Source organism: Micromonospora sp. NPDC000442 (assembly GCF_042898635.1).
GTDB lineage: Bacteria > Actinomycetota > Actinomycetes > Mycobacteriales > Micromonosporaceae > Micromonospora.
On record NZ_JBIAYZ010000004.1, the window covers coordinates 89,191 to 115,668 of the forward strand.

The 26,478-nt window shown below is 73.0% G+C and carries 19 protein-coding genes and 2 pseudogenes; 11 read left to right on the forward strand and 10 right to left on the reverse strand.

Annotated elements, in window-relative coordinates; translation table 11 throughout:
* Positions 1 to 21: 21 nt before the first annotated feature.
* The 6 genes from ACFY2A_RS07465 to ACFY2A_RS07490 all read right to left on the reverse strand — a co-directional run bounded on the left by ACFY2A_RS07465 (position 22) and on the right by ACFY2A_RS07490 (position 6,853).
* Positions 22 to 1,623, reverse strand: a complete 1,602-nt coding sequence (locus ACFY2A_RS07465; RefSeq protein ID WP_387169626.1) for an acyl-CoA carboxylase subunit beta — start codon at positions 1,621 to 1,623, stop codon at positions 22 to 24.
* A complete protein-coding gene (locus ACFY2A_RS07470) occupies positions 1,620 to 2,831 on the reverse strand; it encodes an acyl-CoA dehydrogenase family protein (RefSeq protein WP_387169628.1) in 1,212 nt (403 codons plus the stop codon). Before ACFY2A_RS07470 ends, ACFY2A_RS07465 begins: the two co-directional genes overlap by 4 nt.
* Positions 2,828 to 4,570: an acyclic terpene utilization AtuA family protein gene (locus tag ACFY2A_RS07475; RefSeq protein ID WP_387169630.1), complete on the reverse strand. Its 1,743-nt coding sequence runs from the start codon at positions 4,568 to 4,570 to the stop codon at positions 2,828 to 2,830. The genes ACFY2A_RS07470 and ACFY2A_RS07475 overlap by 4 nt, the downstream gene beginning before the upstream one ends.
* Positions 4,571 to 4,625: 55 nt before the next feature.
* The gene (locus tag ACFY2A_RS07480; RefSeq protein ID WP_363917876.1) at positions 4,626 to 5,414 is read right to left on the reverse strand and encodes a TIGR03084 family metal-binding protein; all 789 of its coding nucleotides are present in this window, start codon (positions 5,412 to 5,414) and stop codon (positions 4,626 to 4,628) included.
* A 25-nt stretch (positions 5,415 to 5,439) separates the two neighbouring features.
* Positions 5,440 to 6,060, reverse strand: a complete 621-nt coding sequence (locus ACFY2A_RS07485; protein ID WP_387169632.1) for a TetR/AcrR family transcriptional regulator — start codon at positions 6,058 to 6,060, stop codon at positions 5,440 to 5,442.
* Positions 6,061 to 6,175: 115 nt separating this feature from the next.
* Positions 6,176 to 6,853: a Crp/Fnr family transcriptional regulator gene (locus tag ACFY2A_RS07490; RefSeq protein WP_013736306.1), complete on the reverse strand. Its 678-nt coding sequence runs from the start codon at positions 6,851 to 6,853 to the stop codon at positions 6,176 to 6,178.
* Positions 6,854 to 7,073: 220 nt separating this feature from the next.
* On the opposite strand from ACFY2A_RS07490, the gene ACFY2A_RS07495 reads away from it, so the two are divergent.
* The 6 genes from ACFY2A_RS07495 to ACFY2A_RS07520 all read left to right on the forward strand — a co-directional run bounded on the left by ACFY2A_RS07495 (position 7,074) and on the right by ACFY2A_RS07520 (position 12,329).
* Positions 7,074 to 7,736, forward strand: a complete 663-nt coding sequence (locus tag ACFY2A_RS07495) for an adenosylcobinamide amidohydrolase (protein WP_387169634.1) — start codon at positions 7,074 to 7,076, stop codon at positions 7,734 to 7,736.
* 58 nt (positions 7,737 to 7,794) lie between these two features.
* Complete coding sequence (locus ACFY2A_RS07500; protein WP_387169636.1) at positions 7,795 to 8,940, forward strand: CapA family protein; 1,146 nt, start codon at positions 7,795 to 7,797, stop codon at positions 8,938 to 8,940.
* Positions 8,941 to 8,995: 55 nt separating this feature from the next.
* A complete protein-coding gene (nth, locus tag ACFY2A_RS07505) occupies positions 8,996 to 9,775 on the forward strand; it encodes an endonuclease III (protein ID WP_363917884.1) in 780 nt (259 codons plus the stop codon).
* A complete protein-coding gene (locus ACFY2A_RS07510) occupies positions 9,772 to 10,380 on the forward strand; it encodes a TlpA disulfide reductase family protein (RefSeq protein ID WP_363917886.1) in 609 nt (202 codons plus the stop codon). Before nth ends, ACFY2A_RS07510 begins: the two co-directional genes overlap by 4 nt.
* 2 nt (positions 10,381 to 10,382) lie before the next feature.
* Positions 10,383 to 11,087 carry a CoA pyrophosphatase gene (locus ACFY2A_RS07515; protein WP_363918526.1) on the forward strand — a complete coding sequence of 235 codons (705 nt, stop codon included), beginning with the start codon at positions 10,383 to 10,385 and terminating at the stop codon, positions 11,085 to 11,087.
* A 63-nt stretch (positions 11,088 to 11,150) separates the two neighbouring features.
* Entirely contained in the window at positions 11,151 to 12,329 is a 1,179-nt protein-coding gene (locus tag ACFY2A_RS07520; protein ID WP_387169639.1) for a MarP family serine protease, read from the forward strand.
* A 7-nt stretch (positions 12,330 to 12,336) separates the two neighbouring features.
* Here ACFY2A_RS07520 and ACFY2A_RS07525 read toward each other — a convergent pair.
* From ACFY2A_RS07525 to eccCa, 3 genes and pseudogenes are all read right to left on the reverse strand, one after another.
* A pseudogene (locus tag ACFY2A_RS07525) lies at positions 12,337 to 13,027 on the reverse strand (phosphatase PAP2 family protein).
* Positions 13,028 to 13,137: 110 nt separating this feature from the next.
* Positions 13,138 to 14,460 (reverse strand): type VII secretion-associated serine protease mycosin, encoded by a 1,323-nt coding sequence (mycP, locus tag ACFY2A_RS07530; RefSeq protein ID WP_387169641.1) that lies wholly within the window; start codon positions 14,458 to 14,460, stop codon positions 13,138 to 13,140.
* A gap of 73 nt (positions 14,461 to 14,533) precedes the next feature.
* Positions 14,534 to 18,469, reverse strand: a complete 3,936-nt coding sequence (gene eccCa, locus ACFY2A_RS07535) for a type VII secretion protein EccCa (RefSeq protein ID WP_387169643.1) — start codon at positions 18,467 to 18,469, stop codon at positions 14,534 to 14,536.
* A gap of 101 nt (positions 18,470 to 18,570) precedes the next feature.
* Here eccCa and eccD point away from each other — a divergent pair, with 101 nt between their 5' ends.
* The gene (gene eccD, locus ACFY2A_RS07540; protein ID WP_387169645.1) at positions 18,571 to 19,971 is read left to right on the forward strand and encodes a type VII secretion integral membrane protein EccD; all 1,401 of its coding nucleotides are present in this window, start codon (positions 18,571 to 18,573) and stop codon (positions 19,969 to 19,971) included.
* A gap of 25 nt (positions 19,972 to 19,996) precedes the next feature.
* Here the strand turns inward: eccD and ACFY2A_RS07545 are convergent, their stop codons facing one another.
* Complete coding sequence (locus tag ACFY2A_RS07545; protein ID WP_281582445.1) at positions 19,997 to 20,503, reverse strand: inorganic diphosphatase; 507 nt, start codon at positions 20,501 to 20,503, stop codon at positions 19,997 to 19,999.
* A gap of 540 nt (positions 20,504 to 21,043) precedes the next feature.
* Here ACFY2A_RS07545 and dacB point away from each other — a divergent pair.
* From dacB to ACFY2A_RS07565, 4 genes and pseudogenes are all read left to right on the forward strand, one after another.
* Positions 21,044 to 22,534 (forward strand): D-alanyl-D-alanine carboxypeptidase/D-alanyl-D-alanine-endopeptidase, encoded by a 1,491-nt coding sequence (gene dacB, locus ACFY2A_RS07550; RefSeq protein WP_387170085.1) that lies wholly within the window; start codon positions 21,044 to 21,046, stop codon positions 22,532 to 22,534.
* Positions 22,535 to 22,687: 153 nt separating this feature from the next.
* A complete protein-coding gene (locus ACFY2A_RS07555; RefSeq protein ID WP_387169647.1) occupies positions 22,688 to 23,755 on the forward strand; it encodes a zinc-dependent metalloprotease in 1,068 nt (355 codons plus the stop codon).
* A 16-nt stretch (positions 23,756 to 23,771) separates the two neighbouring features.
* A pseudogene (gene tilS, locus ACFY2A_RS07560) lies at positions 23,772 to 24,764 on the forward strand (tRNA lysidine(34) synthetase TilS); the annotation flags it as partial.
* Between the two features lie 68 nt (positions 24,765 to 24,832).
* Positions 24,833 to 26,467 (forward strand): gamma-glutamyltransferase family protein, encoded by a 1,635-nt coding sequence (locus tag ACFY2A_RS07565; RefSeq protein WP_387169649.1) that lies wholly within the window; start codon positions 24,833 to 24,835, stop codon positions 26,465 to 26,467.
* Positions 26,468 to 26,478: the final 11 nt, after the last annotated feature.

A 26,478-nucleotide genomic window follows, 5' to 3' on the forward strand; every position in this document is an offset into this window, starting at 1 on the left:
GCTTCGCTGCGTTCCTCGCGCTCACATCCGGAAGACGCCGAAGGCGTCGGCGCCCTGCACCGGACCGCTGTGGACGGCCGACAGACACAGGCCGAGGACGGTACGGGTGTCCCGGGGGTCGATCACCCCGTCGTCGTAGAGCCGACCCGACAGGAACAGCGCGCCGGACTGGGACTCGATCTGCTGCTCGACCATCATCCGCATCGCCGCGTCGGAGTCCTCGTCGAACTCGCGGCCCCGCGCGGCGGCGGCCTGCCGGGCCACGATGGACAGCACCCCGGCCAGCTGCGCCGGGCCCATCACCGCCGACTTGGCGTTCGGCCAGGTGAACAGGAATCTCGGCTCGTACGCCCGGCCACACATGCCGTAGTTGCCGGCGCCGTAGGAGGCACCCAGGTTCACCGTCAGGTGCGGCACCGTCGAGTTCGACACCGCATTGATCATCAGTGCGCCGTGCTTGATGATGCCGCGCTGCTCGTACTCGGTGCCGACCATGTAGCCGGTGGTGTTCTGAAGGAAGATCAGCGGGGTGTCGGTGGCGTTGGCGAGCTGGATGAACTGCGTCGCCTTCTGCGCCTCCTCGCTGAACAGCACGCCCCGCGCGTTGGCCAGCACGCCGACCGGGTACCCGTGCAGCTCACCCCAGCCGGTGACCAGCGCGGTGCCGTAGGCCGGCTTGAACTCGTCGAACTCGCTGCCGTCGAGCACCCGGGCGAGCACCTCGCGCGGATCGAACGGCACCTTGAGGTCGGCGCTGGTGATGCCGAGCAGCTCCTCCGGGTCGTACTTCGGCGGTTGCGGCATCGGGTTGCGCGGCGCCGGACCTCGCTTGCGCCAATTGAGCCGGCGTACGCACTGTCGGGCCAGCCGGATGCCGTCGCGCTCGTCGGCGGCGAGGAAGTCGGCCAGGCCGGATTTCGTGGCGTGCATGGCCGCGCCGCCCAACGACTCGTCGTCGGCGTCCTCGCCGGTGGCCATCTTCACCAGCGGCGGCCCGGCCAGGTAGACCTGCGAACGTTCCCGGATCATGATCGTGTAGTCGGACATTCCGGGCACGTACGCGCCGCCGGCGGTGGCGTTGCCGAAGACCACGCTGACCGTGGGGATCCGCTCGGCCGAGAGCCGGGTCAGGTCGCGGAACACCCGGCCACCCGGAATGAAGATCTCCGCCTGGGTGGGCAGGTCCGCGCCGGCGGACTCGACCAGGTTCACCATCGGCAGCCGGTTGGCCAGGGCGATCTCGCCGGCCCGCCGGGTCTTCGCCAGCGACCAGGGGTTCACCGCACCACCGCGTACCGTCGGATCGTTGGCGACGACCAGGCATTCGACACCCTCGACGACACCGATCCCGGTCACCACGCTGGCCCCTACCGGGAAGTCCGTGCCGAACGCGGCGACCGGTGACAGTTCGAGGAAGGGACTGTCCTGGTCCAGCAGCAGTTCGATGCGTTCGCGGGGGAGCAGCTTGCCGCGCTGGTGGTGCCGGGCCACGTACTTCTCGCCACCGCCGCCGCGCGCGGTGTCGAGCGCGGCGTCCAGTTCGGCGAGGCGTTCCAGCAGGGCGTCCCGATTCGCGCGGAAGGCCGGCGCGGACGGGTCGATCGCGGTGTCGAGTGTGGTCACAGGCCGATGCCCTTCGCGATGATCTCGTTCATGATCTCGGTGGTGCCGCCGCCGATGCCGAGGATCCGGGCGTCCCGGTAGTGCCGTTCCACCTCGGCATCCCGCAGGTAGCCGAAGCCGCCGTGCAGTTGCAGGGCCTGGTCGACGACCCGGTCGGCGGCCTCGACCGCCACGTTCTTCGCCATCGCCACCTCGGTCACCACCGGCTCACCGGCGGCCACCCGGGCGGCCACCTGGTGCACGTACGCCCGGGCGGCCTCGGCCCGGGTGTGCATCTCGGCCAGCCGATGCCGGACCAACTGCCGGCTCGCCAGGGGCCGGCCGAAGGTGGACCGGTCGCGGCACCAGGTGGTGGCCAGCTCGACGCAGCGCTGCGCGATGGCGTACGCCTGGGTGGCCAGGGAGAGGCGTTCGGCCGCGAACTGCTGCATGATCGCGAGGAAGCCGGTGTCCTCCTCGCCGATCCGGTTCGCCACCGGCACGCGTACGTCGACGAAGGAGAGTTCGGCGGTGTCCGAGCAGTGCCAGCCGAGCTTCTCCAACCGCCGCCCCACGGTGAAGCCGGGCATGCCCTTGTCGATGACCAGCAGGCTCAGCGCCCCACTGCCCGGCACGCCGGTGCAGACCGCCGTCGTCACGAAGTCCGCCCGGACCCCGCTGGTGATGTAGGTCTTCGCGCCGTTGACCACGTAATGGTCACCGTCGAGGCGGGCGTGGGTGCGGATGCCCGCCACGTCCGAGCCGGTGTCCGGCTCGGTGATGGCCAGTGCGCCGATCATGGACCCGGCCAGCGTCGGCCGGACGTACCGATCGATCAGGTCGTACTCCCTGCCGGTCGGGTCGACGCTCTCGACGGTGTCACCGGGTGGCCTGGGGAGCTTGCCGCCCGACCGGGCCCCGGCCGCGGCCACCATGTGTGGCAGCGCGATGCCGTGCGTGAAGAGGGCAGCGACCAGCCCCGACGAGCCACCCGAGCGGATGATCTCCTCGGTGACGATGATCGAGTCGAGCAGGTCGCCGCCGCTGCCGCCGACCGCCTCGGGAAAGCCGATGCCGAGCAGGCCGGTCTTCGCGGCGGTCGCGTGCAGCTCGCGGGGTACCTCGCCGGCCCGCTCCCAGTCGGCCAGCTGCGGCAGCACCTCCCGGGTGACGAAGGCGCGGGTCAGCTCCCGCAACTGCCGCCGCTCGGGAGTGTCCACGATCGTCATGACCGCACCTCGCCGTCACCCGGCACCGGTCGGGTCGTCGACGCTGGCGCGGTGCTGGCTGCGGGTCCGGCCGGCAGCTCCGCGGGCAGGTCGACGATCCGGGATCGGAGCAGCTCGCCGAGGGCCTTGGCCTGCGGGTCGAACCGGGTGGAGGCGGCGACCCCGGCGCCGAGCAGCCCCCGGATCACGAAGTTGACGGCACGCACGTTCGGCAGCTCGTACCGTTCGACGGTCAACGGCGCGGTCTCCGGCAGCAACTCCGCCAGCCGCGCCACGGTGAGCCAGCCACGCAACCAGGCCCAGGTGGCGTCGGTACGCGCCCAGACCCCCAGGTTCGCGTCGCCGCCCTTGTCGCCGGACCTCGCGCCCACCACCTCACCCAGTGGCCCGCGCCGGGTCGGACCTGTCGCCGCCGGGCCGGTCACCTCGGCCGCCGGCTCGGTGGCGACGGCCTCGGTCACCGGCGGCGGGTCGATCGGCACCCGGGTGCCGTCGGGCAGCACGGCGACGTGGACGACCGCGTCCTGCCGCACGGCGTCGGCGGTGAACACGCCGTACGGGGTGGCGTCGCCGGGCAGAGTGGTCAGGGTGCAACCCGGGTAGGAGGCCAGGGCCAGCTCGACCGCCGCCGCCGAGAACGCCCGCCCGGCCCGCGTCCGGTCACCGTCGCGCAGGTTCACGTGCAGCAGGGCACTGGCTGTCTCGGTGTCGGTGGCGTCCGGATGGTCGGTACGGGCCAGCGTGAACTCCAGCCCGTCCGGGCCGACCGCCTCCGTCAACTGCTCTCGGACCAGGGCGGCCTTGGCCGGGATGTCCAGACCGCAGAGCACGAACGTCATCGAGTTGCGGAAACCACCGAGGTTGTTGACGCCCACCTTGAGCGTGTCCGGCGGCGGGGTGCCGCGGGCACCGCTGACGAGCACCCGGTCCGGACCGTCCTGGCTCAGCCGGACCGAGTCGAGCCGGGTCACCACGTCGGGGCCCAGGTACGCCGGCCCGTCCACCTCGTACAGCAACTGGGCGGTGACCGTCTCGATGCTGACCGCGCCGCCGGTGCCGGGATGTTTCGTGATCACCGCCGAGCCGTCCGTACGCAGCTCGGCCACGGGAAATCCCGGCCGGTGACCGCCGTCGGGCAGCTCGGTGAAGAAGCTGAAGTTGCCCCCGGTGACCTGCGCCCCGCATTCAATCAAGTGCCCGGCGACGGTGGCCCCGGCCAGCGCGTCGAGGTCGCCGCGCCCCCAGCCGAAGCGGGCGATGGCCGGGCCCACGACCAGCGAGGCGTCGGTGACCCGGCCGGTCACCACCACGTCCGCCCCGGCGTCGAGGCAGGCGGCGATGCCGAACGCGCCAAGGTACGCGTTCGCGGTCAGCGCATCCGGTCGGGCCAGGGCGTCGCCCTCGACGTACCCGATCCGGACGGGCAGCCCGAGCCGGTCGGCGAGGGCGCGGATCGCGGCGGCCAGCCCGGCCGGGTTGAGCCCACCGGCGTTGGTGACCAGCGTGACCCGACGGTCGAGCGCGGCGCCGAGGCAGCCCTCCAGTTGCCGGAGGAACGTCTTGGCGTAGCCCAGATCAGGATCACGCATCCGGTCGCGGCCCAGGATGAGCATGGTCAACTCGGCCAGGTAGTCACCGGTCACCACGTCCAGTTCGCTGCCGTCGAGCATCTCCCGCCAGGCGGAGAACCGGTCGCCGTAGAAACCGGAGGCGTTGCCGACCCGCAGCACGTCGCTCATCAACAGCCCTTTCGGGTCGCGGCTGCGGGGCCCCGCCGTGCTGCGTTCCGCGTGCTCACGGGATCGCCGTTCGTGGAGCGCGGCCGGTGCCGGGTGGGCCGGCGAAGGCCTGGGCCACGTCCAACCACCCGTCGGCGACCGGCCCGGTGGCGACCAGCGCGGTGTCGGAGCGGTGCCGACGCCGGGTCACCAGCAGGCAGAAGTCGAGCGCCGGACCGGTCACCCGGTCGGCCGCGTCCGCCGGGCCGAAGGCCCAGGTTTTCCCGCCGGGTGCCGCCAGCTCCACCCGGACCGGTGTCGTAGGCACCGGCCGGCCATGGGCGGCGAAGCTGTGCCCGACGGTACGGAAGCCGAGGTACGCGATGTGCCGCAGCCGGTCGGTGGCGGGCCGGGTGACGCCGAGCGCCTCGGCCACGTCCTCGCCGTGCGCCCAGGTCTCCATGATCCGGGCCGTCGCCATCGAGGCAGGCGACATGCGGGTGCCGTACCAGGGCAGCTTCTCCCCGGCGGGGGCGGCGGCGAGGGCTGCCGCGAGCGCGGAGCGGCCTTCCCGCCAGCGGGCCAGCAGCGTGTCGGGCGGGGCGAGGAAGGCGATCGCGCCGTCGTCGACCAGCCGGGCCAGGTCCGGTGCGGAGGTGACCGAGGCGTAGAACGCATCGGCGTCGGTGGCAGCGAGCCGGGCCACGTGATCCGTCCACGCCAGGTGGGCGATCTGGTGGGCGATCGTCCAGCCCGCCGCGGGGGTGGGTCGCTCCCACTCCTGCGGCGGCAGTGGCGCGACGAGCGTGTCGAGCTGCGCGGACTCGGTGGCCAGATCCGTGAGCAGGGCGGTCAGGTCGACCATTGTGCCTCCGGGCGGGTTGGGCCGGTCAGGATGCCGTCTCCGCGCTGGTGAGCAGCGCCGTCAACTGGGTCTTCCAGGACTGCAACAGCGCGGCCCGGCGGGTCGAGTCGTCGCTGAGCAGGTTGGCCACGCCGAGCCCGCGCAGCAGGTCCAGGGTGGCCTGCACCGCCTCGCGTACGCCGGGGCGCCGCTCGTCCACCCCGAGCAGTTCGACGGTCAGTCGGTGCATCTCCCGGCCGATCCGGGCTTCGAGCGGCAGCAGGGCGGCCCGCAGTTCGGCGTCGGTGCGGGCGGCCACCCAGAGTTCGAGGGCGGCGACGAAGAGGGGCCCGGTGAAGGCGGCGGCGAGCAGGTCCACCACCCGGTCCAGCCGGTCGGCACCGGCCGGCAGGGCATCGGCCTCGGCCCGCAACTCGGCCGCTCGCCGTTCGGTGAGGTGCCCGACGGCGGCGGTGACCAGGGCGGTGCGGGTCGGATAGTGGTGCAACTGGGCACCCCGGGAGACGCCGGCCCGGGCTGCCACGACCGTGGTGGTGGTGCCGGACCAGCCGTGCTCGACCAGGCAGTCGACGGTCGCCTCCAGCAACCGGGCCCGGGTGACTCGGCTGCGTTCCTGTTGAGGGACGCGGGTCGATGCGACGGGCATGCGGACAGCCTGCCGCCCAAGAAACAAACAGTCAAGACTGACTTTTTAGGTTGCCGCAAACGTCTGCGCGGTGCCGACGAGGTCCGTCGGCACCGCGCAGGAAATGAACTCAGGGTCAGACGCGGGCGCGGCGGGCCAGGCGCTCCGGGTCGAGGATGATGATGCTCTTGCCGTCCAGCCGGAGCCAGCCGCGCGAGGCGAAGTCCGCCAGGGCCTTGTTGACCGTCTCCCGGGAGGCGCCGACGAGCTGGGCGATCTCCTCCTGGGTCAGGTCGTGCGTCACCCGCAGCACGCCGCCGTCGCGGGTGCCGAAGCGCCCCGCCATCTGGAGCAGGTTCTTTGCCACCCGGCCGGGCACGTCGGTGAAGATCAGATCCGCGAGGGCGTCGTTGGTCCGGCGCAGCCGGCGGGCGAGCACCCGCAGCAACTGCTCGGCGATCTCCGGGCGGTTGTTCAGCCACGGGCGCAGCGCCTGCTTGCGCAGTCGGGCCAGCCGGCTGTCGGTGACCGCGGTCGCGGTCGCCGTACGCGGACCCGGGTCGAAGAGTGACAGCTCACCGACCATGTCCGACGGACCCATCACGGCGATCAGGTTCTGCCGTCCGTCCGCTGCCCGACGACCAACCTTGATCTTGCCGGACAGCAGAATGTAGAGACTGTCACCGGGCTCGCCCTCGTTGAAGACGACCTCGCCCTTGCGGACCTCGATCGTCTCCATCTCCTTGGCGAGCGCCTCGGCCGCCTCCGGGTCGACACCCTGGAAGATCCCGCTGCGGGCCAGTACCTCGTCCATCGCGCACCTCCGGTTGCGCGTGCCGTCTGCTCGGCCTGGGTCCGCCGTCCGCTGATCCCTCGCGCGCCGACCAGTCTAGGCGCACGTGAGCAGTAATCAGAGGTGCACCCCTGGAATCTTGATCGTTGGGCGTAACGTGCCCGTCGTGATCACCCTTTAGAATCCCGCGCCTGGTCAGACCGGGGTCGGCGGGGCGGACACCCGGACGTAGGGTCACCCTGTGCTGCCCGAGCCCCTGCTGACCACCCGGCGCGAGGACGAACGTGACATTCCGGTGCTCATCTGGCGTGCCGGGGGACCGCTGCGGGCGGTCAGTTCCGCCCCGCTGGGCGGTGGAATCGGCGTACGACGGTGGGTGCTGAACGCGACGGTGCCCATGTCGTACGACCGGGACGACCCCGCCGACCACCTGGCGGAGCTGGCCCGGGAGTTCGGCCTGGACGGGCCCGGCGTGGGCCTGATGACCGGGGTCGACGTGGCCGAGGTGGTGCGGCGGACCGACACCGGCGTGCAGGTCTGGGCCACCGTCGGTCTGGGCACTCCGGTGCCGGCGGCGACACCCACGGTGGCGGCACCGGCGCAGTCGGTCGGCACGGTGAACATCGTGGCGTACGTTCCGGCGCGGCTCGGCGACGCGGCACTCGTCAACGCGGTCGCCACGGCAACCGAGGCCAAGGCGCAGGCGATCGCGGACCTGGGGCTGGCCGGCACCGGTACGCCGACGGACGCGGTCGCCGTGCTCTGCCCACCGGACGGTCCGGTCAACGCCTACGGCGGACCCCGCTCCACCTGGGGGGCGCCGCTGGCTCGGGCGGTGCACGCCGCCGTGCTGGCGGTGGGCCGCGACACCGTCGTCCCATGGTCGGATCGGCTCCAGGGCTGAATCTCCCCACCCGATCGGCGGTCGTTTCCGCGATACCCGCCCGGTAGGGTCGCGCACGATGTACGCTGCCGCCCCCTTCGCGCCCCGACCCCGCCGCCGTACCCTGGCCGCACTGGGGGCGCTGCTTGCCGCCCTCCTCCTCGCCGGCTGCGCCAGCACCGACGAAGGGCCGCTCTGGCAGCCCGGTACGGGCGGCGGCGAGGGCGCACCTGTCGAATCGGCCGCCCCCGAGGTCAAGAAGATCTCGCTCTCCGCCACGGGCGACATCGTGATGGCCATGGCACCCGATCGGTTGCCCCCGAACAACGGCAAGGGTTTCTTCAACTCGGTGAAGAAGGCGCTCGCCGCCGACCTGGTGATGGGCAACCTGGAAGAGCCGTTGACGGTGGACACCGGGACCGGCAAGTGCGGTGCCAACTCCACCCGCTGCTTCCAGTTCCGGGCTCCGCCGGAGTACGCCGCCCATCTCGCCGATGCCGGTTTCGACCTGCTCAACCAGGCCAACAACCACGGGTACGACTTCGGGCCGAAGGGCTACGAGAACACCCAGAAGGCGCTTGAGGAACACGGGCTGGAGCACACCGGCGCACCCGACCAGATCACGGTCGTCGAGGTGAAGGGCGTCAAGGTCGCCGTCGCCGGTTTCTCGTCGTACCAGTGGTCGAACAGCCTCACCGACATCCCCGCCGCGAAGAAGGTGATCAAGAAGGCCGCCGGCCAGGCCGACATCGTCGTGGTGCAGGTGCACATGGGGGCCGAAGGGTCGGAGATGACGCGGGTGCGGCCCGGCACCGAGATGTTCCTCGGTGAGAACCGGGGCGACCCGATCAAGTTCTCCCGCGCCATGATCGACGCCGGTGCCGACCTGATCGTCGGGCACGGCCCGCACGTGCTGCGCGGCATGGAGTTCTACAAGGGCAGGCTGATCGCGTACAGCCTGGGCAACTTCGCCGGCGGCGGCAACTCGCTAAGCAACAACGGTCGGCTCGGCTGGGGCGGCGTGCTGAAGGTGTCACTCGAAGCGGACGGTACCTGGGCCGGCGGCTCCTTCACCTCCACCTACATGGACGGGGCCCGCAAGCCGACGGTCGACCCCGACGACCGTGGTCTCGGGCTGCTCCGGGACCTCACCGAGCTCGACTTCGCCGAGACCGGAGCCCGGTTCACCGACTCCGGAAAGATCAGCCCGCCCGACGCGGACTGATCTCCGGCGGCACAGGCGTCCGAGCCAGTCGGACCGGCGACGTAGGCTGGCCGTCGTGACCAGAAGCGCCACCGAGACCGACCTGGGACGCACCCGTCGCGCGCGGCGGATCGGCCGCGTGCTGACCGAGACGCATCCCGACGCGCACTGCGAGCTGGACCACCGCAGCCCGCTGGAGTTGGCCGTCGCCACCATCCTGTCGGCCCAGTGCACGGACAAGAAGGTCAACGAGGTCACTCCGAAACTCTTCGCCCGCTACCCGACCGCCGCGGACTACGCAGGGGCCGATCGCGGCGAGATGGAGGAGATGATCAAGCCGACCGGCTTCTACCGCAACAAGACCAACTCGCTGATCCAACTGGGCCAGGCCCTGGTCGAGCGCTACGACGGCCGGGTTCCCCGCCGGCTGGCCGACCTGGTCACCCTGCCCGGGATCGGTCGCAAGACCGCCAACGTCATCCTCGGCAACGCCTTCGACGTGCCCGGCATCACGGTCGACACCCACTTTCAACGGCTGGTGCGGCGCTGGGGCCTGACCACCGAGACCGACCCGGTCAAGATCGAGCACGAGATCGGGGCGATGTTCCCGAAGCGCGACTGGACCATGCTGTCGCACCGGATCATCTTCCACGGCCGCCGGGTCTGCCACGCCCGCAAGCCCGCCTGCGGCGCGTGCACGCTGGCGAAGCTCTGCCCCTCGTACGGCACCGGACCGACCGAACCAGCCGCTGCCGCGAAACTGCTCAAGGGCCCCCGCGCCGGTGACCTCGCGGCCGCCGCTGGTGTCGATCCCACGCTGGTGCCGGCGCAGGCGGTTCAGGCGGAGGCACCGTGAACCGCCGGCTCGCGCTGCTGACCCTGCCCCTGCTGCTGTTGCTCGCCACCGCCTGCACCACCGACTCCGAGGCCCCCGCACCGGCCGGGCAGGGCACGGCGGCCGCCCGTCCGTCCCCGTTCGAGGACTGTGCCACCCTCACCGGCGGCCCGGCCGGGTCGGGCGACGGCGAGGCGACTGGCGACCCGCTGCCCGAGTTGACCCTTACCTGCTTCACCGGTGGGGCCCCGGTCGCCCTGCGGGATCTCCGCGGACCGGCCGTGGTCAACATCTGGGCCTCCTGGTGCCCGCCCTGCCGCAAGGAACTCCCCGCCTTCCAACGGCTGCACGAACGCACCGAGGGGCAGCTGCGGGTCATCGGGGTGAACAGCCGGGACAGCCGCGAGGGCGCCCAGTCGATCGGCGAGGACTTCGGCGTACGGTTCCCGATGCTTGTCGACCAGGGCGAGGCGGTGCAGCGGGCACTGCGTCGCAACGCCGTCCCGCTCACCGTCTTCGTGGACGCTCAGGGTCGCATCCGGCACATCGACAGTTCCGGCGCGCTGGACGACGCCCGCCTCGGCGAACTCGTCCGTCGGCACCTCGGCCTCACGGTGTCGGCGTGAGCGTGCACGAACCAGCGGATCGTCAGCCGCCGGGCTGGCTGGGGCCGCTGCTGGGTCGGCTCGGCACCGCGCGTACGGAGGACTTCACCCAGCTGCGTACGCCGGACCGGGGCGGCCGGGAGAGCGCGGTGCTGGTGCTGCTCGGCGAGGACACCGTCACCGGCCCGGACGTGCTGGTCCTCCAGCGGGCCGCGACGCTGCGCAACCACGCCGGCCAACCGGCGTTCCCCGGCGGCGCGGCCGACCCGGAGGACGCCGACGCCGCCGCCACCGCGCTGCGCGAGGCGAACGAGGAGGTCGGGCTCGACCCGACAAGCGTCACCGTGCTGGCCCAACTGCCGAGGCTGTGGATACCGGTAAGCGACTTCGTGGTGACCCCGGTGCTGGCCTGGTGGCACGCACCGCATCCGGTGGACTCCCGGGAGCCGGCCGAGGTGGCACACGTGGCCCGCCTGCCGATCGCCGAGCTGGTCGACCCGGACAACCGGGTCCGGGTACGCCATTCGAGTGGCTGGGTCGGCCCCGCCTTCTCCGTACGCGGGATGCTGGTCTGGGGGTTCACGGCCGGGGTGCTGGCCGCACTGCTGGAGATGGGTGGCTGGAGCCGCCCGTGGCCCCGCAGCCGAGTTATCGATCTTCCGCCGGTCGGTGCCTCGCCCGCCCCGTCGGCCGGCACCGACGAGGTCGACGAGAGCGCCCTGCGCTGATCTGACCGTCACCTTCCGCAAGCGATCGTCTTCGCGCGAGCCCTCGCCCCGTACGCTTGAGCCGTGTCGGCCGTGGATCTCGTCCTGCTGTTGCTCATGCTCGTGTTCGCGATCAGCGGATACCGACAGGGGTTCGTCATCGGGGTGCTCTCGTTCTCCGGCTTCTTCCTGGGTGCCCTGATCGGCCTGCAGGTTGGCCCGATGTTCGCTCAGCAGTTCGTGGACAGCGGCACCCGGGTGCTGATCTCGTTGGTCGCCATCTTCGGCCTCGCCGTGGTGGGTCAGGCACTGGCCGGCTGGCTCGGATCGCACCTGCGCCGCACCATCGCCAGTGACGTGGGACGGCGGGCCGACGACGTCGGTGGCGCGTTCGTCTCGCTCTTCGCGGTGCTGCTGGTCGCCTGGCTGGTCGCCGTGCCGCTCGGCTCCTCCTCGCTGCCCTGGCTCGCCGCCTCCGTGAAGAGCAGCGCGCTGCTCAACGTGGTGGACCGGGTGCTGCCCGACCAGGCCCAGCAGCTCTCCACCGCACTACGCGACACCGTCGACACCAACGGCTTCCCCGATGTCTTCGACGGGCTGCGACGTACCCAGGCCCGGCAGGTCGAGCCGCCCGATCCGGCGCTCGCCGGCTCCGAGGTGGTGAGCAGGGGTCAGCGCTCGGTGGTGAAGGTGCTCGGGTCGGCACCGAGCTGTTCGCGCCGGATCGAGGGGTCCGGCTTCGTGTACGCCGACGACCGGGTGATGACAAACGCGCACGTGGTCGCCGGCACCCGCTCGGTCGCGGTGGAACTGCGCGGTGACCGGTACGAGGGTGAGGTGGTCGTCTACGACCCCGACCGGGACCTGGCCGTGCTCTACGTGCCCGGGCTGCCCGGCCCGTCGATGCGGTTCGCCGCCGGCAACGCCTCCACCGGCGCGGACGCCATCGTGCTCGGCTTCCCGCTGGACGGGCCGTACAACGCCCAGTCGGCGCGGATCCGCGACGTGGACCGGATCACCGGGCCGGACATCTACTCGTCGGGGAACGTGAACCGGGAGATCTACACGATCCGGGCTCTGGTCCGCAGCGGCAACTCGGGCGGTCCACTGGTCTCCTCGAACGGCCTGGTGCTCGGGGTGATCTTCGCGGCGGCGGCCGACGACCCGAACACCGGGTTCGCGGTCACCGCCGCCGAGGCCCGACCGGTGGCGCTGGCCGGTGCCGAACGCACCCGGGGCACCGACACCGGCGACTGCACCTGACGTGGGGTCAGCCTGACCGGCGTCGGGACCAGACGGCGAACGCGGTGGCGGTGGCGACGACCACCGTCGCCCCGAGCAGCCACCCGGCCAGCACGTCGCTGCTCCAGTGGACGCCGAGCGCCACCCGGCTGAACCCGGTCACCAGGGCGATCGTCAGCGCACCGAGCCAGACCGCCGCGCGGGTCGCGGAACGGTGCCTGGTCCGGGGCAGGAACACCACCAGCAGGATCCCGGCGGCGAGCGTCGCGTTAAGCGCGTGGCCCGACGGAAAGGCCAGACCGGGCGCCTGCGCCACCGGGTCGGGCAGATCCGGTCGCTGCCGGCCGACGAGCAGTTTGAGCAACGGCCCGAGCAGGCCACCGAGCACCATGGTGCTGGCGACCCAGCCGGCGAGCCGCCGCGCACCGTCGCGGGCCAGCCAGATCACCAGGATCAGCGCCACGGCCCGCAGGGGCATCGGCGCGAAAGCGTCGGTCCAGAAGCTCATCGCCCGGGCCCAGACCGGGTGGTCCAGGGCGTACCCGTGCAGGTGAGTGGTGATCGCCAGGTCGAGCCGACGCAGCGGCGGCCAGTCAGCCAGCACCAGCGTGGCGAGCAGCGCGAACGGCACGACCAGCAACATGCCGGAAACGGTGTGGGCCGGCCGCACACCTGGCCGGTCGTCCCGCCGTCCGACACCATCCGGGCCGGCGGGCGATGCCGGGTCGACTCGTTCGAAGGTGTCCACGGCGATGGTTGTACCCCGCTGGCCGGGCCCGCCTCGCGAGGTTGCGCGGAATTTGCCGCGCCTTACGTCGACCGGGGTCGGTCAGCGGTGCGACTGCCGGAACCGGCGCACCATCAGCGCCGCTCCGGTGAGCAGCGCGACGAAAATGGCCGAGCCGATCCAGAGCCGCTCCGAGCCGGCGTCGTCCTGCGAACCGGCGGCCCGGGCCCGCCACTGGGTTTCCTGCCGGGACCCGGTCAGCCCGAGCTGCTCGGCATCGGGATCAGCCGTGGTCGCGGAGCCGGGCGCGGGACCGAAGCCGGTCACCCCGGGCGGGTCGTTGTCGTCCAACGGGTTCTGGTACGTCCGCGGCACCTCCGCGGTCAGCGCCGCAACCGGGTCGACGAGACCGTACCCGAACCGCTCGTCCCGCCCGGTGGGCCCGATGTCCCTGGCGGTGGCCAGGAGCCGGTTCACCACGTCTCCGGCGGACATCTGCGGGTAGCGCGACCGCACCAGGGCGGCGGTGGCGGCGACCAGCGGTGCCGCGAAGCTGGTGCCCTGCACCCGCCAGTAGCCACCCGGAGGACGTGCGCCGACCAGTCCGCTGGCGGGTGCGGTGAGGACCGTGGCGCGGCCGGTGATCGCGCCGCTCCACAGGTTGTCGCTGTTGCGCTCCAGGCCGGAGACCGCGATGACGCCAGGTTCGCGGGCCGGATACCACACCTTCGCCTCGGGCGAGGTGGCGAGATTTCCGGTGCAGGCGACCACCACCACGTCCCGGGCGAAGGCGTAGTCGATCGCCGCTGCCAGCGCCGCGCTGTCGCCGTTACCGCCGAGCGACAGGTTGATCACCTTCGCGCCGTTGTCGACCGCCCATCGCACACCCTTGGCCACGATCAGCGCGTCGTCGTAGCGGTTCTCCGCGTCCAGCACCCGCACGGGCAGGATCCGGGCGTCCGGCGCGAGCCCCACCACCCCACGGCGGTCGTCGTTGCGCCCCGCGATCAGGCCGGCCACCGTGGTGCCGTGCCCGACCGGATCCGCCTCGGTCGCCCCGTTCGGCGCGACCAGGTCGAGCCCGGGCAGCACCTGACCGGTCAGGTCCGGGTGGGAACCGTCCACCCCGGAGTCGATCACAGCCACGACGACGCCGCGCCCGGTCGAGGTACGCCATGCCGTCCGCGCGCCCAGCTTGTCGAGCTGCCACTGCTCGTCGCGGACCTGGTCGGCGCGTCGCGCCGAGTCGGGGTTGTGGGCCACCGGCGTGCCGAACGCGGGAGCGTGGACCGGCACGGCGGCGGCGGGCACGACCGCGACGGCGGCCGACAGCGCGGTGGCGACCGCCGCGAGCAGCGCGCGGTTGGCGAACCGGCCGGCCCTCGCCGGGCCGCTGTGCCGCAGCCTCGTCACATCCTCAGCCATTCGTCGCGGGACACATGACGATCGGAGATTACCGGTTTCGACCCGCTTGGAGGGACGTTCCGTGGAGTCGACGTCACTGTGGCGGAAGGTGAGCCAGTTGGACCAGCCGTACGCCCTCGCGTCGGGTGAACAGCCGACCGCGCCCGGGCGGCAACGGACCGGGACGGACCGGACCGACCAGCGCACCCTCCTCCGGGCTGCCCGACATCACCAGGCCCGAGGTGGACAGCTCCCGTAACCGCTGCACCAGCGGCTCGTACTGGGCGCGGGCGGCACCGCCGGAGCGGCGCGCCAGCACCAGGTGCAGCCCGACGTCGCGGGCGTGCGGCAGGTGCTCCTCCAGCGCCCGCAGCGGGTTCGCCGGCCCGCTGGCCACCAGGTCGTAGTCGTCGACCAGCACGAACAGTTCCGGCCCGGACCACCACGACCGTTCCCGCAGCTGGGTCGGGCTGACCTGCGGGCCCGGTGCGCGGCCCGCCAGGTAACCGGCGGCCGACTCGATCAGGTCGGCGGTGTGTGCCGCCGCGGTGCCGTAGCCGATCAGGTGTTCCGTGGCGACGGCACCGAGCAGGCTGCGTCGATAGTCCACCAGGATCATCCGCGCCTGTTCCGGCGTGAACCGGGCCACGATCGAGGTGGCCAGCGCGCGCAGGAACGACGACTTGCCGCTCTCGGCGTCGCCATAGACCACGAGGTGTGGCTCGGTGGCGAAGTCGAGAACCACCGGACGTAGGTCCGCCTCGGCGACACCGACCGGGATCCGCAGCCCCGTCGTGGCGTCGAGGTCGAGGTCGGCGTACGGCAGCACGGCCGGGAGCAGCCGGACCCGGGGTGCGGCCCGGCCGGGCCACGCGTCGTTGACCTGCTCCACCAGCCCCGCCGTGTCCGTGCCGGTCGTCTGCGGCAGCGCAATGAGGAAGTGCAGGCTCTCCGCGGTGACGCCACGCCCCGGGGTCTGCTCCGGCACCTGCGCCGCGGCCCGTCGGGCGACCAGCGAGTCGGACGGATCACCGAGGCGCAGTTCCAGCCGGGAGCCGAAGAGGTCCCGGATGGCCGGCCGGAAATCCAGCCAACGCACCGCGGTGGCCACCACGTGCACGCCGTAGGAGAGCCCCCGGGTCGCCAGGTCGGTGATCAGCGGCTCCAGATCTTCGTACTCGGTCCGCAGGGTCGTCCAGCCGTCGACGACGAGGAACACGTCGCCGTGATCGTCGGTATCGCCCGCGCCGCTGCTGGCGCGTCGCTGTCGCCAGGCGGTCATCGACTCGACGCCCAGTTCGGCGAAGCGGCGTTCCCGATCGGTGAGCAGGGTGGACATCTCGCCTACGGTGCGGCGTACGCCGGTGGGGTCGGCCCGACCGGTGACCCCACCGACGTGCGGCAGGTCACGCACCGAGGCCAGCCCACCGCCACCGAAGTCGAGGCAGTAGAGCTGAGCCTCGGCCGGCGTGTGGGTGAGGGCCAGGGCACAGATCAGCGTGCGCAGCGCGGCGGACTTGCCGCTCTGCGTACCACCGACCACCGCGACATGGCCGGCGGCGCCGTCCAACGCCAACCACAGCAGGCCGCGGCGCTGCTCGAACGGTCGGTCGACGACGGCCACCGGCACCTGGAGGGCACCGTGCAGTTCAGGATTGCCGAAGGTGAGCCCACGGACCGGGTCGACCGTGAGCGGACCGACCAACTCGTCCAGGGCCGGGGCGGCATCCAGCGGCGGCAGCCAGACCTGGTGGGCCGGCACGCCCTGCCCGGCCAACCGGTCGACGAGCAGACGCAGGAGGGTCTCCGTGGCGTCCGCCTCGTCTTCGACAGCCGGTGGGACGGGCGGCTGCGGCACTGGTGTGACGTGGGTGGAGAAGGCAAGCAGGCGGGGACGTTCGGGTCCGGCCGGGTCGGTCGCCAGGGCGCGCCGACGCACCGGACCGGAGACGTACGCGGTCTTGAAACGCAGCAGCGGCTCGGTGCCGAAGCGCAGGAAACCGTGCCCCGGCGACGGGGGCAGTTCATGCGCGTCCGGCACGCCGAGCACGGTACGGGACTCCAGCGAGGAGAAGGTCCGCAGACCGATCCGGTACGACAGGTGGGTGTCCAGCCCGCGCAGTCGTCCTTCCTCCAGCCGCTGGCTCGCCAGCAGCAGGTGCACCCCGAGGGAGCGGCCCAGCCGGCCGATCTGGACGAACAGGTCGATGAAATCGGGCTTCGCCGACAGCAGTTCGGAGAACTCGTCACAGATCAGCAGCAGCGACGGCAGCGGGGGCAGCGGGTTGCCGGCCGCCCGGGCCCGCTCGTAGTCGCGCAGGCTGGCGAAGTTGCCGGCGCGGCGCAGCAGCTCCTGCCGGCGGACCAACTCCCCGTTGATCGCATCGACCATCCGATCGACAAGCGGTAACGCGTCGGCCAGGTTGGTGATCACAGCGGCGGTGTGCGGCAGCCGGTCGAAGGGTGCGAAGGTGGCCCCACCCTTGAAGTCGACGAGGACGAAATTGAGCTGCTCGGCGGAATGGGTGGCGGCCAGCCCGAGCACCAGCGTACGAAGCAGCTCGGACTTGCCGGAGCCGGTCGCTCCGATCAGCAGCCCGTGCGGGCCCATGCCGCCCTGCGCCGACTCCTTCAGGTCCAACTCGACCGCGCCGCCGTCCACGCCGACGCCGATCGGCACCCGCAGCCGGTCCCGCGGCGACCGCGGAACCCAACCCTGCTCGACGGTGAAGCCCTCCGGCTCGCCGATGCCAAGCAGCTCCGGTAGACCCGGCTCGACGCCGGGCGCGGCGTCGGCGCCCGGGTTGGCAGCCAGCCGCAGCGGTGCCAGCCGACGGGCCACCGCCTCGGCCTCGGCGACCTCCAGCGCGTCGGCCGTGCCCACCTCGGCCGGCCCGTCCGAGGAATGCGAGTGCAGCCGGCCGTTGCGCAGCTCCAGCAGCAGCGAGAACCGGTCGAGCAGACGCGGCGGTGGGGTGTCCAGGTCGATCAGGGTCACCGCGTCGATCCCGCCGTCCCCGACCAGTTCGGTGGCACCGGTGAGGTCGCCGCCGTCGAAGACGACCACCAGGTGCGGTCCGTCCGTGGCCGGTCCGACCGGGCTGAACCTCGACCGGCTGGCCAACACCCGGTCGAGCAGTCGTTCCAGCTCCACCGCGGAACTGGCCACCAGCCGCACCGGACCGAGGGCGTCGGTGCGGGTGGGGTGCTGGGCGTGCGGCAACCACTTGACCCACTCCCAACGGCCGCGTCGTTCCGGCCCGGCGCAGATGGCGACCAGCAGCTCGTCCGGGGCGTGGAAGACCGCGAGCTGGGTGAGCATGGCCCGGGCCAGCGCCTGCGCGGCCGACGACCCGGTGGGGCCGACCGGAGCGGCCCGGACGAAGACCCGGGCGAAGCTGCGCAGCGAGAGAGCCACCGGCAGGTCGGGCACCACCGAGTACGCGTCCAGGAAGCGGCGCAGCGCCCCCGCCGTCATCGGCTCCAGTTCCTCCAACGGACGGGTGACCGGCGGCACCAACGGCGTGGCCAGGGTCTGCGGCCCGACGGCGACCCGGATCACCGCGAAGTCCGGGTCCGTGGGCCGCCGCTCCCAGACCCGGTGGCTGTGCACCGTCGACCAGAGCAGCGACGGATCGGGGTGCCGGTAGCAGAGGCCGGCGCGTTGCCGCTCCGCGGTCTGCCGAACCTGCCGGCGCAGGGTGGCCAGGTGCCGCAGGTAATCCCGGCGGGCGGTCATCATCTCGGACTTCTTCGGGCTGCCGGAGGCGCTGCCCCAGGAGGTCGCCAGCATCGCCAGGGAGGAGAGGCCGAACATGCCGCCGACCACGTACGCGTACGCCCCGCCGCCCCGGCCGAACATCATCGCCATTGCGACCGTACCGCCGAGCATCGGCAGCAGCATCAGCAACTGGTGCCAGCGGGTGCCGGTGTCGGCGGGAATTTCCGGGGGCGCCTGTACCGGCAGGTCACCGACGGGTATCTCGGGCGCCGGGCGTCGCGCCGGCCGCCGGATGACGACAGTGGACACTCGACCTCCCGACTGCGTACGGTAACCCGAGCCTGGCTCATCGTAGGTAAAGTCCTGTCGTCCGCGCAGCAGCAGGCCCGCTCGGGATGGGAGGTGAGCCGATGACAGTCGGGCTTGCCCGACTCACCGTCAGCACGCCCCGACGGCGGGTCGACGTGGCGCTACCGGAACAGGTGCCCCTGGCCGAGTTGCTGCCCGAGGTGCTGCGTCACGCCGGCGACGGGCTCGCCGACGACGGGGAGCAGCACGGCGGTTGGCTGCTGCGGCGGGCCGACGGCACCGTGCTGACCGGCGGGCAGGCGCTGCGTGCCCAGGGCGTCCGCGACGGTGAGGTGCTGCACCTGGTGCCGGCCCGCACCGAGTGGCCGGAGTTCGAGTACGACGACGTGGTGGAGGCCATCGCCGACGCCGCCCGCCGACGGGGCGGGGCCTGGTCACCCGGTGCCACCCGGGCGGCGGCCCTGGCCGGTGCCGGTGTTCCGCTCGCCGTCGGCCTGCTGGCCCTGGCCGCCGGTGGGCCCGGCGACTCCGCCGGCTGGCCGGCCGCGACCGTGGTGGCCAGCCTGCTGGTGCTGGCCGGCACCGTGCTGTCCCGCGCACAGGGCGACGGGACGGCCGCCGCCGTGCTCGGCGGACACGCGCTGCCCTACGCGGCGCTGGCCGGCGCCCTCGCCGTCAGTTCGGGCGACCCGGTCGGACCGATCGGCCCGCTGCGCTGGGTGGGCGCGCCGGAGTTGCTCGCCGGGTCGGTGGCGCTGTTGCTGGTTTCGGTGCTGGGGCTGGTCGGGGTGGCCACCCGACTACGGATCTTCGTGGCCGGCACGGTGGTGGGCGCAGGCGCCGGATCAGCCGCTCTCGGCGGCCTGCTGCTCGGCCCGGCCGGCGCGGCCGCCGTCCTGCTCGGTGCGCTGACCTTCGCCGTCGGTGCCGTTCCGCTGCTGGCCATCCGGCTGGGCAAGGTGCCGTTGCCGCCGACGACCCTGCCCACCGACGGGCCGGCCGACTCGGACCAGGCCCGTGACCTGCCGGACCGTGGCCGGGTGTACGCAGCCGTGGCCCGCACCGAGGAGATGCTCACCGGCCTGCTGATCGGCCAGGCTGTGCTGGCCGTCGGCGCGGCGGTGATCCTCCTCAGCACCGGTGGCGTCGCCGGTCGGCTGCTGGTCGGGGTGACCGCGACGGTGCTGCTGCTACGCGCCCGGCTCTTCACCACGGTCCGGCACCGGGTCGCGCCGGTGCTCGCCGGCCTGGCCGGATACGCGGTCCTCGGCGGGGTGCTGGCCGGGGCCGCCGACGCGGCGGTCCGGCTGATCCTGGTCACCGGCGGGCTGCTGGTCGCGCTGCTGGTGGTGGCGGGCGGCACGACGTACGCCCGCCGGCCGGTCTCCCCGTACCTCGGACGGATCGCTGACCTGGCCGACACCCTGCTGGTGGTCTCGGTGGTGCCGGTCGCCTGCGCGGTGCTCGGCCTCTACGAGCGGGCCCGGGGACTGCTCGGCTGAGCGACCCCCGGACCCGTCGGACACCTCAGTGGGTGGACTCGCCGCGCGCCTCGGCCTCCCTGGCGCGCCGGTACGAAGCCTGGATCTCGGCCTCGGCCTCAGTGCGCCCCACCCAGGTCGCACCCTCGACCGACTTGCCCGGCTCAAGATCCTTGTACACCTCGAAGAAGTGCTGGATCTCCAGCCGGTCGAACTCGCCGAGGTGGTGGATGTCGCGCAGGTGTTCCTGCCGCGGGTCCTCGTAGGGGACGCAGAGGACCTTGTCGTCGCCACCCTTCTCGTCCGTCATCCGGAACATGCCGATCGTGCGGCATCGGATCAGGCAGCCGGGGAAGGTCGGCTCGGGCACCAGCACCAGGGCGTCCAGCGGGTCACCGTCCTCGCCCAGGGTGCCCTCGATGAAGCCGTAGTCGGCCGGGTACTGCGTGGAGGTGAAGAGGGTGCGGTCCAGCCGGATCCGCCCGGTCACGTGGTCCACCTCGTACTTGTTGCGGTGACCCTTGGGGATCTCAACCGTGACGTCGAAATCCATCTGCACGCTCCCTCGTTGGCCCACGCTGGCTTGACGGAACCGGCGGCAGAGCCGGGCAGGCGATTGCCACCCGCCGACTCCGGCCGCCGCATAGTCTTCGGACCGAAGTAGTGTCACCCAGGCCGGTTCCCGGTGGGGGAGGAGGGGGTCGTGGGGAGGGAAGATTCACACTACCGTCCAGGCGGTGACGCCGAGGACGGTGCGAACCGACCGCCGGCCAAGCCGGTCGCCGGGCGGGTACCGGTGCCGGACGCGCAGGTCCTCCGGCCACAACCTCCGACGCCGCCCGTCACACCGACATCCGTGAACCGATCCGGGGCGAATCCGCCCCCGGACGCGTCGCCGCCGGCCACACCGCCCCGGGGTACCGCCTCCGGACGGGCCGTCGCGCCCGGCGCTGCCAGCCCGGCCCCCCGGCCGGGTGCCGCTGCCCCCACGAGCCCGGCTGCCGGTACTGCCGTCCCGACGAGTCCGGCCGGGCCACCGACCGGATCGGCATCCGTGCCGGTCAGCCCGGCAGCGGTCAGCTCGGCACCGGGCGTGCCGGCGGCCGGTGCGCCGGGTCATCCGCCGGCCGGTGCCGCGCCGTCACCGGTCGGGCCGGTACCGCGCCGGCGGCTGCCGCTGGTGCTCGCCACCGTGCTGGTGCTCGTGCTGGTCGCGGTGGGTCTGGTCGTGGTCCGGCCGGGGCCGGTGGGCCGCTGGCTGGGCGACGCGCCCGCGACACCGGCGGCCACCGGGGCGGTGGAGCCCGCGCCGGTCGCGGTGCTGGCCGCCGCCGACATCGGCGCGCCGCCGCCCAGCACGGACGGGCTCCGAACCGCGCTCGAACCGCTGATCGACGACACCGCGCTGGGTGGCCGGGTCAACGTGGCGGTGGCCGACGCCCTCACCGGGGAGCTGCTCTTCGATCGCGGTGGCGGCGAGGGGACCGTGCCGGCCTCGGTGACCAAGCTGGTGACCGCCGTGACGGTGTTGACCGCCCGAGGTCCCGGCCATCGGATCCCGACCCGGGCGGTGGCCGGTACCCAGCCCGGCGAGGTGGTGCTGGTCGGTGGCGGGGATCCGACGCTGGCAGCCGACGCGAAGGGCTTCTACCCGGGGGCGGCCAACCTCACCGACCTCGCCGATCAGGTCCGTGACGCGCTGGGCGGGGTCGCACCCACCAGAGTTGTCGTCGACTCCTCGCGCTACTCCGGTCCGGTGTACGAACCCGGCTGGGACGACGACATCCCCACCGGCGGTTTCGGCGGGGCGATCACCGCGCTGATGCTGGACGGAGCGCGCAAGAATCCGAAGGCCGGTCGGGGCTGGGCCGAGCGGGTCGCTGAACCGGACCTGGTCGCCGGCCGTGCCTTCGCCAAACTGCTCGGGGCGCCGGTCGACACCGTACGCCGGGGCACCGCCCCGCCAGCGTCGACCGGGGCGACGGAGTCGGTCGGCGGCGGACCCGGTGTCGAACTCGGTGTGGTGCTTTCGCCGCCGCTGATCCGGCTGGTCGACATCATGATCAGCGAGAGCGACAACATCGTCGCCGAGGCGCTGGCCCGTCAGGTCGCCCTGGCCCGCGACCGGCCGGCCTCGTTCGCCGGTGCGGCGGCGGCGATGGCCGAGGTGGTGTCCGAGCTGGCCCTGCCGGTGACTGGACTCGACCTGGCGGACGGGAGCGGACTGTCCCGGAAGAATCTGATCAGCCCGGTCCTGCTGACCGAGTTGTTGGCGCTCGCGGGCAGCCCGGACCGGCCCGAGCTCGCCGGCATCTTCGGCGGCCTGCCGGTCGCGGGCTGGTCCGGCACCCTGCGCGACCGGTACGAAGCGGCACCCGGCACGTCCGCCGGTGCCGGTGTGGTCCGGGCCAAGACCGGCACGTTGACCCGGGTGCACGCCATCGCGGGAGTGGTGACCACCACCGAAGGACGCCTGCTCACCTTCGCGGTGCTCACCGACGACGTCCCGCCGGACGGGATGGAGCCGGCCCGGGCTGCGCTGGACCGGATCGCCGCCGCCCTGGCCGGCTGCGGCTGTCGCTGAGCGGATCGACGGGCACTGGTCGGAAGGCTGCTCACGCCCCGGTGGAGCGGGTTGCAACTGGTCCCGCGGCGGGCCCTCGCCGCCCTGTCGGAGGGACCGGCACTGCGTCGGCCCCGCCGGGTGGGGTGTCGCGGCGCGGGTACGGTGGGTTGCATGGCGCAGTTCGTGGACTGGGATCTGGCCACCGCGACGGCGGGGGCTCTGGGCAAGTCGGGCCCCCGGGTGACGTACGCCGAAGCCACCGAGGTGGTTTCCGAGCTGCGCCGGTTGACCGACGAGGCAGCCGGGCACGTCGCCGACTACACCGGGCTGACCTCGCAGGTCACCCATCCGCCGGTGCGGGTGGTCGATCGGCGTGACTGGGCGGCGACGAACATCGCCGGGCTCCGCGAGGTGATCACCCCGCTGGTCGGCCGGCTCGCGCAGGACAAGCAGCCCGGTGCGCTGACCGAGGCGATCGGTTCCCGGGTGACCGGGGTGCAGGCCGGCACCGTGCTGGCCTACCTTTCCGGCCGGGTCCTCGGGCAGTACGAGGTCTTCTCCGCCGACCCGGGGCAGCTGCTGCTGGTCGCGCCGAACATCGTCGAGGTCGAGCGCAAGCTGGGCGCGGATCCGCGCGACTTCCGGCTCTGGGTCTGTCTGCACGAGGTGACCCACCGGACGCAGTTCACCTCCGTGCCCTGGATGCGGGCCCACTTCCTCGGTGAGGTGCAGGCGTTCGTCGACGCCGCCCAGGGTGGCGAGCACCTGCTGGAGCGGCTGCGCCGGGGGGTGAGCACCCTCGCCGACGCGGTCCGCGACCCGCAGAGCCGGTCCAGCGTGCTGGACATCGTGCAGACGCCGGGGCAGCGGGCCGTGCTGGACCGGCTGACCGCCCTGATGACGCTGCTGGAGGGGCACGCCGAGTTCGTGATGGACGGCGTCGGCCCGCAGGTGATCCCGAGCGTGGAGCGCATCCGGGCCGGCTTCAACCGGCGGCGCGAGGCCGGCAACCCGGTGGAGAAGGCGATCCGGCGGCTGATCGGCATCGACGTCAAGATGCGGCAGTACGCCGAGGGCCGCAAGTTCGTGCACGCCGTGGTGGACCGGGTCGGTATGGCCGGCTTCAACCGGGTCTTCGAGTCGCCGTTGACCCTGCCCCGGCTGTCCGAGCTGAGCGAACCGGACGCCTGGGTGGCGCGGGTACACGGGCCGGTCGGTCCGGTGCCGACCGCCGGCTGAGCGCGTCGCCGCACCGATGGCCCCGCTCGCCCCGCCGGTGGCCGCGATCCGGATCGCGGTCCGACGCGCCTTGGCCGACCTGCCGACGGACGGTCCGGTGCTGGTCGCCTGCTCGGGCGGAGCCGATTCGCTTGCGCTGGCCGCGGCCACCGCGTTCGTGGCACCCCGGGCGGGCCGCGCCGCCGGGCTGGTCACCGTCGATCACGGGTTGCAGGCCGGTTCGCGGCGCCGGGCCGAGGCGGTGGCGCGCTGGGCGGTCGAGGCCGGCCTGGCTCCGGTGGAAATGGTCCGGGTCGAGGTCGCCGGCCGGCCCGGTGGCCCGGAGGCGGCGGCCCGGGACGCCCGTTACCAGGCGTTGGCCGAGGCTGCCGGCGGGCACCGCGCTTCGGCGCTGCTCACCGGCCACACCCGGGACGACCAGGCGGAGACGGTGCTGCTCGCGCTGGCCCGGGGCGCCGGCCCGCGCGGACTCGCCGGCATGCCGGCCCGCCGGGACCTGGCCGGCACCCCACTCGTACGACCGCTGTTGGAGATCGGGCGGGCGGAGACCCGTGCCGCCTGCGCGGCCCTCGGTCTGGTGCCGTGGGACGATCCGCACAACAGCGACCCGACGTACGCCCGCTCCCGGGTCCGGGCCGACGTGCTGCCCGTGTTGATCCGGGCGCTCGGACCGGGCGTGCTGGACAACCTCGCCCGTACCGCCGCGCTGGTGGCGGCGGACAACGCGGTCCTCGACGAACTCGCCGTGGTGGCGCTGAGCCAGGCCCGGCATCCCGACGGTGGCTTGGTCACCCGGACTCTGGCGGACCTGGCGCCCGCCGTACGCGGTCGGGTGCTGCGCGCCTGGGCCCACGAGTTGGGTGCGCCGCCGGCCGCACTGTCGCATCGCCACGTCGCCGCGCTCGACGCGTTGGTCACGGCGTGGCGCGGCCAAGGAGCCAGCTACCTGCCGGGCGGGCTGCGGGTGCTCCGCCGCGCCGACCGGCTGGTGTCGGAGTCACCACCGGCCTCGCCGGCCGGCCGAGCACCGGCGCCTCAGGCGGCGGGGGCAGCGCCCGACGAGGCGGTGGTCGAAGGATGACCCATCCCCGGCCACCGCTGTACGCGCCGCGTGGCGCCGTGGCCACCAGCCAGCCGCTGGCCGTGGCCGCCGGCCTGGCCGTGCTGCGTCGTGGTGGCAACGCCGTGGACGCCGCGCTGGCCACCGCCAGCACCCTCACCGTCGTGCAACCACCCTCCAACGACATCGGCGGTGACCTTTTCGCCATCGTCTGGGACGGCGAGCGGCTGCACGGCCTGAACGCCTCCGGCCGGTCGCCCGCCGGGCTGACCCGGGATCTGGTGCTCGCGAGGACCGACGGTCGAGGTGCCGAACCCGCCGACGCGCTGGGTGGGGCTCAGGCGGTCGGCCCGGCTATGCCGGCCCGGGGCTGGTTGCCGGTGACCGTACCGGGCGTGCCTGCGGGCTGGCGCGACCTGCACGAGCGGTTCGGATCGCTGCCGTTCGCGGACCTGCTCGCCGACGCCATCGGCTACGCCGAGCAGGGACACCCCGTCTCCACCGCGACAGCGGCGGCCTGGTCCCGCGCGGTCGCCGGGCACGCCGGCCTGACCGGTCCCGAGTACGCGGAGTTCGGGCGGGTGTTCGCACCGGACGGGCGGGCTCCCCGCGCGGGCGAGCGGTGGCGCAACCCGGACGCGGCACGGACGCTCCGACTGATCGCCGACAGCCGGGCGGAGGAGTTCTACCGGGGGCGGATCGCGGCCGCCCTGACCGACCACGCCGCCCGTACCGGCGGCCTGCTCACCCCGGCGGACCTGGAGACCCACGCCAGCGTCTGGGTCGATCCGGTGTCGGTTCGCTACCGGGACCACGAGGTCTGGGAGCTGCCGCCGAACGGGCAGGGACTGGCCGCCCTGCTCGCCCTGGGCATCCTGGACGGATTCGATCCGGCCGACGGGTCGCGGTGGCTGCACCGGCAGATCGAGGCGGTCAAGGCCGGCTTCGCCGATGCGCACGCCCACGTCGCCGATCCCGACCATGCCCCGGTCCCATCCGGGCTGCTCACCCCGGAGCACCTGGCGCGACGCCGCGCGGCGGTCACCGAGGCGGCGGCCGACCCGGTGGCCGGCACCCCGGAGCGCGGTGGGACGGTCTACCTCTGCACGGCTGACCAGAGCGGCATGATGGTCAGCCTGATCCAGTCCACCTACCTCGCCTTCGGCTCGCACGTCGTGCTGCCCGGGTACGGCTTCGCGCTGCAGAATCGTGGTCTCGGCTTCCGGCTGGAGGCGGACCACCCGAACGTGGTCGGCCCGGCCAAGCGGCCGTATCACACAATCATTCCCGGTTTCCTGACCCGCCAGGGCGCGCCGGTGGGGCCGTTCGGGGTGATGGGTGGGCACATGCAGCCCCAGGGCCACGTTCAACTGGTCTCGGCGACCGTGGACGCTGGCCTCGATCCGCAGGCGGCGCTGGGTGCCCCGCGCTGGTACTGGCACGCGGGACGCTCGCTGCTGGTCGAGGAGGAGCTGATCGCCGGGCCCGGTGGTGCCGCGCTCATCGCCGACCTGCGGGACCGGAGCCACCAGGTCGCCGTCGCGCCCGATTCCACCGTCTTCGGCTACGGGCAGGCGATCTGGCGACGCGCCGACGGGGGATACGTCGTCGGTTCGGAGCCCCGGGGTGACGGCGCCGCCGGAGGCTTGTGACCTGCGTGACC